This is a genomic window from Streptomyces jumonjinensis (genome assembly GCF_009600885.1).
GTDB lineage: Bacteria > Actinomycetota > Actinomycetes > Streptomycetales > Streptomycetaceae > Streptomyces > Streptomyces jumonjinensis.
In genome coordinates, this window is the sequence record NZ_VCLA01000120.1 from 93435 (window position 1) to 100045 (window position 6611).

Here is a 6611-nt window from a genome sequence, read left to right on the forward strand (position 1 = left end):
AAGACCGGGAACACCGTTGGTCTCCTCCCACAGCTCGAACACCGCACCCGCAAGCGGGTCACCCGTACCCGAGTCCTCCTTCACGACCGTGACATCGCCCGTGACCGGAGTCGTCGGAGTGTTCTCCGCCGTCACCGTCACACCCTGCGACGCATTGTCATCCGTCAGGGCCAACGGACCGAAGACCGTGTTCACCGGCAGGTCATAGCCAGCCGGAGCAGCGGTCTCACGCCAGTAGTACGTACCCGTCGCGACGGTACGCGTGCAGACACCGTTCGCACCCGTCGTACAGGAAGCCCCGATCTGGTTGTCCGGGTTCGGGCCCATGGTCTGGAGACCGGGGACGCCGTTGGTCTCCTCCCACAGCTCGAACACCGCACCCGCGAGCGGGTCACCCGTACCCGAGTCCTCCTTCACGACCGTGACATCACCGGTGACCGGGGTCGTCGGAGTGTTCTCCGCCGTCACCGTCACGCCGTCAGCCGCGTTCTCGTTGGTGAGGACCAGCGGACCGAAGACCGTGTTCACCGGCAGGTCGTAGCCCGGCGGGGCCGCAGTCTCACGCCAGTAGTACGTACCCGTCGCGACCGTACGCGTGCACTCGCCATCCGCGCCCGTGGTGCAGGGACCGTTCAGCTGAGTGTCAGGGTTCGGACCCGTGGTCTGGAGACCGGGAACACCATTGGTCTCCTCCCACAGCTCGAACACCGCACCCGCAAGCGGGTCACCCGTACCCGAGTCCTCCTTCACCACGGTCACATCGCCGGTGACCGGCACGGTCGGAGTGTTCTCCGCCGTCGCGGTCACGCCTTCAGCCGCGTTCTCGGTGGTCAGGACCAGCGGGCCGAAGACCGTGTTCAGCGGAAGGTCGTAACCAGGCGGAGCGGCGGTCTCACGCCAGTAGTACGTGCCGGTCTCGACCGTACGAGCGCAGAGGCCGTCCGCACCCGTGGTGCACGGGCCGTTCAGCTGGGTGTCAGGGGTCGCGCCCATGGTCTGGAGACCGGGGATTCCGTTGGTCTCCTCCCACAGCTCGAACACCGCGCCCGCCAGCGGGTCGCCGGTGCCCGAGTCCTCCTTCAGGACCCGTCCCTCACCGGTGACCGGTGCGGTGGCGGTGTTCGGGGCGTTGACGATGATGCCCTGGGAGGCGTTGTCGACGGTGAGGATCAGCGGACCGAAGACCGGGTTCACCGGGAGGTCGTAGCCCGGTGGGGCCGCCGTCTCCTGCCAGTAGTACGTGCCGGTCTCGACCGTACGCGTGCACTCGCCGTCGGCGCCCGTGACGCAGAGGCCGCCGATCTGGGTGTCCGGGTTCGGACCCGTGGTCTGGAGGCCGGCGACGCCGTTGGTCTCCTCCCACAGCTGGAAGGACGCGCCCGCCAGCGCCGCGTCGGTCGCGGCGTCCGTCTTGACCACGGTGACGTCGCCCGTCACCGGAGGCACCGGGGTCTTGGTGTTCTCGACGTTCACATTGACGCCGGCCGCCGCGTTCTCCTCGGTGAGGATCAGCGGGCCGAAGACCGGGTCGCCGGGGAGGTCGTAGCCGGGCGGCGGCGTGATCTCACGCCAGTAGTACGTGCCGGTCTCGACCACGCGGGAGCATTCGCCGATCGCGTCCGTGGTGCACGGGCCGTTGACCTGGGTGTCCGGGTTGGATCCGGAGGTCTGGAGGCCGGCGACGCCGTTGGTGTCCTTCCACAGCTCGAACACCGCGCCCGGGAGCCCGGCGCCGGTGTCCGAGTCGGTCTTCTCCAGCGAGACCTCACCGGTCACGGGGGTCCGGCTGTTGGCGGCGTTGACCGTGATCCCGGCCGGAATATTGTCCGGGCCGAGCACCAGGGGACCGAAGACCGGGTTCACCGGTAGGTCGTAGCCGGGTGGAGAGGCCGTCTCCTGCCAGTAGTAGGTGCCGAGCTCGACCGTGCGGGAGCAGACTCCGTCCGCGCCCGTGGTGCAGGGGCCGTTGATCTCGGTGTCCGGGTCCGTTCCGGTGGTCTGGAGACCGGGAACGCCGTTGGTCTCCTCCCACAGCTGGAACACCGCGCCCGCCAGCGGGGCCTGGGTGTCCGCGTCCCTCTTGACGACCTGGACGGGAGCGGTCGGCAGAGGCGCCGAGCAGTCCGGCAGATCGCCGTCGAAGGGGTACGAGTGGAACTCCTGGCCGCCGCCGGCGCCCACCACACTGGTGTGGGTGATCGAGCCGGTGGAGAAGAAGCGGCCGTTCGTGCCCGGGAGCGTGACCGTGGTCATCGACGCCTGGTTGCCGATGAGGACGCTGCCCTGGAACTGGCCGGTGCCACGGAGTCCGACCGCGGTGGCGTCGGGGAAGTTCCACAGCAGCCGCTCACGGAGCTGGTTGAGCGGGTCCGTGTCGAAGGGGCTGCCACTGTAGGTGTTGATCACCCGGTTGGCGCCCAGCACATTGACCAGGATGGTGGCGCCCGCGGGGATGTTCGCGAACCGCAGCCCCTGCTGCCCACCGGTCGCCGTGGTCATGTTGAAGTCGGCGTTGAACACCTGGAGAGCGGAGGTTCCGTCACCGGTGAAGACCGTCTCACCGCCGGTGTTGACGGCGGTGCCGGTGGCGGGCCGGGTGCCCTGGGCGTCGCGCGCGTAGCACTGGCTGGCGGTGGTCAGCTGGTCGCGGAGCGCGAGATACGGGGCCGCCGCGTTGGGGTCGGCGACCGGGGTTCCGGTGACCGTGCCGGTCAGAGTGCCCCCGTAGCGGATCACACCGCCGTCGGCGAGCAGCCGCTGTCCGGCGGCGACGGTGACATTGCCGCCGGTGGTGAGGAAGTCCGAGCCGTCCGGAGGCGGTACGCGCGATCCGACGCCGACGATGCCGACGTTGTAGACGACGCTGCCGCCGACGGACTTGTTCTGGTCGAAGTTCCCGAGAACAACGATCTTGCCCTCGGCCTCGGCGGCACGCTCACGGACGAGGAAGTCACCGCCCGCGAACACATTGATATTGAGGTCCCGGCCCTGAATGGGGCCGTTGTTGATCGGCGGATAGGGGTTGGGGCAGTCGCCTGGAATACAGGGCCCCAGCCCGCCCGGCAGCGGTGCGGCTGCTCTGACCTCCGCAGTCTGCACGTTCTCTGCCGGGGCGTAGGCCGCTCCCGTCGGCAGCATGCCAGGCCCGAGGGCGAGCGCGGGTGCGGTCACGGCGAGGACGGCGCAGGCCATGCCCGCTGTCCAGGACCGTTGTCGCAATCGCGCGAGGATTGCTCTCATTCGTCGAGTTCTCCTGTGAGTTCTCTGTCCGGCAATTCTCTGGACAGGCTGAGCAGGAGAAACTGAAGGGAACGGCCGACACTCCCGTATAGGGGGAATAAGGGGCGGACAATCACCCGGCCGCGCCATCGTTGCAGTATCCCTCTATCATTTCCGCCGGTCTTCCACCACCTTCCGCCGCCCTTCAGGTGGTCTTCGGAGCCTCTTCAGGGACTCTTCGAGAACTCTTCGGGTGCTCTTGGAAACCTCTTCGGAGACTCTTCGGGGAGTCTTTGGAGGCTCTTCGGGCCGCCTCGTCGCCCCGGGTGAGCACCGGCCTCAGCGGCCCTCGGCCCGTGCCAGGGTCCGGTGCTCACCCGGCCGTACCCCGGTGATCCGCTTGAAGGCCACGCTGAGGGCATACGCGTTCGCATAGCCGACCCGGCGGGATATCGCGTCGACCGTGGCATCGGTCTGGGCGAGCAGATCGGAGGCCAGGCAGATACGCCAGTCGGTGAGGTACGCCATCGGCGACTGCCCCATCAGTTCGCTGAACCGCCGGGCGAACCGGGCCCGGGACGCGCCGGCGCCGACGGCCAGCGAGGCCACCGTCCAGGCATGGGCCGGGTCGCCGTGCATCAGCCGCAGCGCCCGCCCCACCACCGGATCGGCGTGGGCGAGGTACCAGCCGGGGGGCCGTGCCTCGGGCCGCTCGAACCACTCCCGCAGACTCATGACCAGCAGCAGATCGAGCAGCCGGTCGAGCACCCCCTGCTGGCCCGGCGCATCCTTGGCGATCTCCGCCGAGATCATGTCCAGCGCCGGACAGCCGTCCGGACCGGCGGGGATCAGGGCGATACGCGGCAGCGCGGAGAGCACGCGCTGCGAGACGCTGCCGCTGACCTGGAAGGTGCTCTTGAGCAGCACCCCGGAGGAGTCCTCGCGCGGCGGTCCGAACCCGCACATCGACAGCTGGCTGAGCATGAGCCGTCCGTCCGGTGTCGTACAGCTCCCGTCGCCGTGGACCACGGCGCACGGCGGCGTACCGGGTTCGTCGCCCACGGTGTAGGGCTCCGTACCGGTGAGGAGGGCGACGTCTCCCCGGCCGAGGCGGACCGGGGCCGCGCCGTCAGGGGTGACCCAGGCAGAGCCGCTGACCATGGCCAGCAGCGCCAGCGGGGTCCCCTCGGCGAACCGGAGCGCCCAGGGAGGGTTGATGGCCGACCGGTCGAAGAGGGCGCCCTGGGGGCGGACGTCGTGGAGCAGGCTCGACAGCGCGTCATCCATGCGCAGCGAGTCTAGGGGCGGGTGAGACGTTCAGACATCGACATGAGAGGAACAGCCATCGCCCGCTCCACACACCGCCGGTTGACTGATCATCATGACGAATCCATTGATGTCCACGGCTCCCTCTTCCTCTCCCTCTCCCTCTCCCTCTCCCTCTTCCTCATCCCCCTCCCCTGTGCTGGTGCTCGGCGGCACCGGTAAGACCGGCCGCCGGGTGGCCGACGGTCTGCGGCGGCGCGGCTTCACGCCGAGGGTCGCCTCGCGCTCGGGCGAGGTGCGCTTCGACTGGTACGACGAGAGCTCCTGGGACCCTGCGCTGAACGGGGTCGGCGCGGTCTATGTCGTCGATTCGCAGGGACCCGGCGCGGGGGACGAGGTCCGCGCCTTCGCGGCACGGGCCGCCGCGCTGGGTGTGACCCGGCTGGTGCTGCTGTCGGCCAGGATCTGGGCGGAGGTGGACCATGAGAGCGGTCGGCTGCTGGCCACGGAGCGGGCCGTACGGGAGTCGGGTCTGGAGTGGACGATTCTGCGGCCCTCGTGGTTCAACCAGAACTTCACCGAGGAGACCGGCTTCTATCCGCTGCTGACCGAGGGCGAGCTGCGGCTGCCCACCGGGGAGGGGCGCGAGCCCTTCATCGACCTGGAGGATCTGGCGGATGTCGCGGTCGCCGCGCTGACGGAGGAGGGGCACGCGGGCCAGACGTACATCCTGTCCGGGCCGGAGGCGATGACCCTGCGGGAGGTGGTGGCCGCGCTGGCGGACGCGACCGGCCGCGAGCTGGCGTACCACCCGGTGACGGACGACGAGTACCGCGTGCTGATGGCGGAGCGGGGCCATCCGGCGGAGTACGTGGAGTTCGTCATAGGGCTGTTCGGCCATGTCCGCGCGAGCAGGGGCGCGGAGCTGTCGGACGGGGTGCGCAGGGCGCTGGGGCGGGAGCCGCAGGAGTTCGGCGCGTATGTGGCGCGTACGGACTTCGCTTCCTTCCAGGAGCACGCGCTCCAGCGGTAGTCCGGCGCCGCCCGTGGTGTGCCGTGGGGCCGGGGCCGGAGCCGGGGCCGGCGCACCACGGGCGGGCCCGGATCATGACGACCGGCTCACGACCGGCTCACGACCGGCTCATGACCTGCGGGTCAGCCGGAACAGCCGGATCGTCCGGGGGATCCGTGCCTGATAGACGGCGTACGGGGGCCAGAACCGCAGCGTCCTCGCCCATACCTCCGCACGTTCCTCGCCCGTCAGCAGCCGGGCCGTCACCGGGATGTCCTCGCCCTTCCAGCTCACCTCGGCGTCGGGGAAGGCGAGCAAATTCGCCGTCCACGCCGGATGGTCCGGCCGCCCGAAGTTGGAGCCGATGAGGATCCACGAGCCGTCCGGCTCGGCCATGCAGGCCAGCGGGATGGCCCGGGGGAGGCCGGACTTCGCGCCGCGCGCCGTGAGGACCAGACCGGGCAGCATCCGGGTGCTCGGCAGAACACGGCCGTGGGTCAGCCGGTGCACGGCATGGTCCAGTCGCGGGATGACATGGGGGGCGAGCCGGGCGAAGAGCCGGGTCGAGGAGACCTTGCGGACCAGTCGTACGCCGAGGGGGGCTGCGGTCGTGTCCGTCATCACCGGACCGCCCGCGCGGCTTCCACGGCCCCGGCGCTCCCGCTCGCGAACGGGGCCTCTTCCCCGGTCCCGTTCGCGAGCGGGGTTCGTTCCCTGGGGTCGTGTCCGGGTGGGGCTCCGTTCCCGGAGTCGTGTCCGGGTGCGGCTTCCCGGGGCCCGCCGGGTCCGTACGCGCCGGTGAACAGTCCCGCCGTCTCCGCCGCCCGTGCCCGCAGCCGGTGCACCGGGCCGAAGAGCAGCTCGTCCCCCGCCGCCCGCTTGAAGTAGAGATGGGCCTCGTGCTCCCAGGTGAAGCCGATCCCGCCGTGCAGCTGGATCGCGTCCGCCGTGACGGCCCGTACCGCCTCCAGGCACTGGGCCAGCGCGAGTCCGGCGTCGGCCGGGTCACCGTGTTCGGCCGCGTAGTACGCCGCCGAACGCGCCGCCTGGACGCGGACGTACAGATCCGCCAGCCGGTGCCGTACCGCCTGGAACGAGCCGATCGCCCGGCCGA

Annotated in this window: 5 protein-coding genes; 1 reads left to right on the top strand and 4 read right to left on the bottom strand. The window is 70.2% G+C overall.

From position 1 onward, the window contains the following. Positions 1-3240 (bottom strand): SpaA isopeptide-forming pilin-related protein (locus FF041_RS14195; protein ID WP_194292026.1); only part of this gene is annotated, 3240 nt, incomplete at its 3' end. Positions 3241-3558: 318 nt separating this feature from the next. Continuing rightward, positions 3559-4506, bottom strand: a complete 948-nt coding sequence (locus tag FF041_RS14200; RefSeq protein WP_153523177.1) for an AraC family transcriptional regulator — start codon at positions 4504-4506, stop codon at positions 3559-3561. A gap of 181 nt (positions 4507-4687) precedes the next feature. On the opposite strand from FF041_RS14200, the gene FF041_RS14205 reads away from it, so the two are divergent. Next, positions 4688-5518 (top strand): NAD(P)H-binding protein, encoded by an 831-nt coding sequence (locus FF041_RS14205; protein WP_323391852.1) that lies wholly within the window; start codon positions 4688-4690, stop codon positions 5516-5518. Positions 5519-5626: 108 nt separating this feature from the next. Here FF041_RS14205 and FF041_RS14210 read toward each other — a convergent pair whose 3' ends face one another. Both FF041_RS14210 and FF041_RS14215 read right to left on the bottom strand, forming a co-directional pair. Then, the gene (locus FF041_RS14210) at positions 5627-6118 is read right to left on the bottom strand and encodes a nitroreductase family deazaflavin-dependent oxidoreductase (RefSeq protein WP_153523178.1); all 492 of its coding nucleotides are present in this window, start codon (positions 6116-6118) and stop codon (positions 5627-5629) included. After that, on the bottom strand, positions 6118-6611 hold a 494-nt coding region (locus FF041_RS14215; protein ID WP_267133195.1), incomplete at its 5' end, for an acyl-CoA dehydrogenase family protein. The genes FF041_RS14210 and FF041_RS14215, both read right to left, overlap by 1 nt.

Bases quoted from the DNA above. Each gene is read 5' to 3' on its own strand.
- FF041_RS14210 (WP_153523178.1), bottom strand. From the start codon at position 6,118: ATGACGGACACGACCGCAGCCCCCCTCGGCGTACGACTGGTCCGCAAG.
- FF041_RS14200 (WP_153523177.1), bottom strand. From the start codon at position 4,506: ATGGATGACGCGCTGTCGAGCCTGCTCCACGACGTCCGCCCCCAGGGC.